The organism is Maribacter chungangensis, from assembly GCF_042676845.1.
GTDB classification, from domain to species: Bacteria; Bacteroidota; Bacteroidia; order Flavobacteriales; family Flavobacteriaceae; genus Maribacter; species Maribacter chungangensis.
Window position 1 is genome coordinate 1 of the sequence record NZ_JBHTHY010000009.1, and the last position, 2,495, is coordinate 2,495.

The 2,495-nt window shown below is 36.9% G+C and carries 2 protein-coding genes and 1 pseudogene; 2 read left to right on the top strand and 1 reads right to left on the bottom strand.

Features of this window, described 5'->3' with window-relative positions; translation table 11 throughout:
* Positions 1-629: 629 nt before the first annotated feature.
* Both ACFQZJ_RS12210 and ACFQZJ_RS12215 read left to right on the top strand, forming a co-directional pair.
* On the top strand, positions 630-1,235 hold the full coding sequence (locus ACFQZJ_RS12210; protein WP_379934885.1) for a hypothetical protein: 606 nt from the start codon (positions 630-632) through the stop codon (positions 1,233-1,235).
* Positions 1,236-1,504: 269 nt separating this feature from the next.
* Positions 1,505-1,984 (top strand): hypothetical protein, encoded by a 480-nt coding sequence (locus ACFQZJ_RS12215; RefSeq protein WP_379934887.1) that lies wholly within the window; start codon positions 1,505-1,507, stop codon positions 1,982-1,984.
* Between the two features lie 289 nt (positions 1,985-2,273).
* Here ACFQZJ_RS12215 and ACFQZJ_RS12220 read toward each other — a convergent pair.
* Positions 2,274-2,495, bottom strand: a pseudogene (locus ACFQZJ_RS12220) (IS91 family transposase); the annotation flags it as partial.

Genomic DNA, 2,495 nt, shown 5'->3' on the forward strand with positions numbered 1-2,495 from the left:
AGTAAGATAACGTACTTTTATAAACCAATTAAAGGCTTCCGAGGTACGAGGATTAGTTCAACAACGTATATAGCTCATAGCTAGTTAGTTGATTAATCGAAGTTAAGGCATAATTTGCAAGTCCGCCAAATTTTTTAATTTGGCTTATTGATAAAAAAAGATAATAAGAAAATTAAAAAATTCGGCTCGTGCTTAACCGAAAAAATATTGATAATTTGCACGCTACGAGCCATATACAAGACCGTTCAGGCCGATTGCCAGAGGACATATCGCTCCGCCATGAAATCGGACACCCGAGGGAACAGTCCCCCTTTACAATGGTGCGGTGCATTCCGTCAAAACACGAAACACAACCAAAAGGATTTCACGCTCCCACGATATTCAATCGGCCTGAACGGCCCCTGAGTAAAACGCCCCAAATACACAAAGCCAGGGCAAGGGGAAACACCATAGGAAGAGCCCAACCGGCATGAACACGGTATAAAGCGAACGGGGCGTTTTAAAAGCTCAACGCGTGGCGGCTAAATCCCGAAATTAAAGTATATTTATAAACAACTCAACCGGCCGACAAGAAGCGGACAAGAGCCAAAACGCCCCGCCCGCTTTATACAGGGGCCGTTGTCATTAATATGAAAAAAATAATTCTACTTTTCATTTGTACACTTTCCACAATGACAGGGATTTCACAAAATTCAATGATTCCTGAAGTGGTTTGGAATGGAATAACTGAAAATGAGAATCAATATGTGGAATTGTTGAACTTAAAAGATAAGAATTCGTTAATCGTAAGAGTTGCTTACTCAGGCTATTGGAACAAAGGACTTAGTGGACAGTATATAATTTATCAAAATGATGGAAAAATAAAGCGTTACAAAGTCTTTCAACCGAGTGATTCGGATTTAAAAACTAAAGTGAAGCGAAAAAGAGTTAGAAAAAAGGACTTTCAGAATTATTGGAATTATTTGAAAAATTGTATTTCTGAAAAGAAATTTCAAATCAATAAAACTCAGCTTAATATTGATGCAAAACCTGGAAAAGAAAAAGGGACAAGGCTTGTGAAATCGATTTCTGATGGTACAACTTATCACTTTAGCGTTTATCAAGGAAAAAACTATATCGCATACGCCAGTTTCGAACCGAAATCATTCATTGAAGATGAATATCCGGGTTTTGAAGAAAGGCAGAAGCTTGTGGATTTAATGGCTGGATTTGAAACCTTGGCGGAAAAATACTAATGACAACAAAACCTATAAACAATAAGGGCTTCGAGCTTAATCGCAGGGTTTGTGTATTTTTATAAGGTCCGCAAAATCTTTGGGATTTTGCTTTAAACAAGGAAAAGAAAAAAAAACAAAAAGATTTTGCTATGTGCGTGGCGGAAAGCAAACGCTAGTTTGCTCCCGTACTGTTCATAGCTAAACCGTTGTGCATAATGTACAAAAACTACGAGAACGCATCAAAAGTGTAAAATGAAAAGCGGAAAGCCTAACTAAAATATTACAGATTGAAAAGGAAAGAAATTTTTTGGCTGATAGCTACATTTGGTATTTCAATAATTATTTGTCTGGTTTTCCTTGGACTTAATTGCTTCAGCTCGTCAACGACTGATATAAATGTTCACGACACTTATTTCATTGTGGAAAAAAATGAATTGTCACTTCTAATTATCAAGCTTACTTTTTTCTTTGTGTATTTGGTAAGAATACTAAAAAGAAAATTCAAAAATTTAACGGCAAATCTGATTTTTATGATTGCCAATTTTTTTATGAATATTTCGGTTGTTGGATTATTTTCGTTGATTAAATCTTTTGCCCGTTCGACAGGAGTAATTGAAAATAATATGGAAAAAAATTCTATGTTAGATAGTGGTTCAACGGAATATATTATTTTGTGGTTAATATTTTTGATGTTTCAAATATTCTTGCTGATTTCGCTCGGATATACTGGATTTAAAACGGGACTGAATTTTGAAAAGAACGGATAAAACACTATGCACAATAACTAAGCATATGGCGCGCCGATAGGCTAGCGCTATATGACTTGTTGACTGATCCGGGGTTTGTAAATAAGGGGGAATTCGGGAAGTTTGTCTAGACCTTTACAAGGAAGCAGGTCATTGTTATACGGTTCTACAGTTTTCTTTTTTGCAGAAAACCACATAACGAATAAATTATTGATGCAAAACCCACACCCCTTTTGAGTATTTACGGGGTTTTACCTGTTTTTCCTTCGTTTTGGGCAGTAGTATGCCAGGGTCCTTTTCAGGGCCGTTCTTATGGTTTGAATTTCAATAGTTTACGTTTTATGGTCTTTTGGTAATCTTTTGGTGGGCCACGGCTATCAAAGGCCAAAAGGGTGATCAATTTCCCTTCTTTACAGCTAGGGCAAACGCGGTGCAGCGATTTCTCTTGAGTTACAAAACTTTCCCTGTGTAGCAAATCCTTTTCCGCTAATTGCAGTTGCAACAGCGGTAATCTGTCCTTTTTCCAACTACT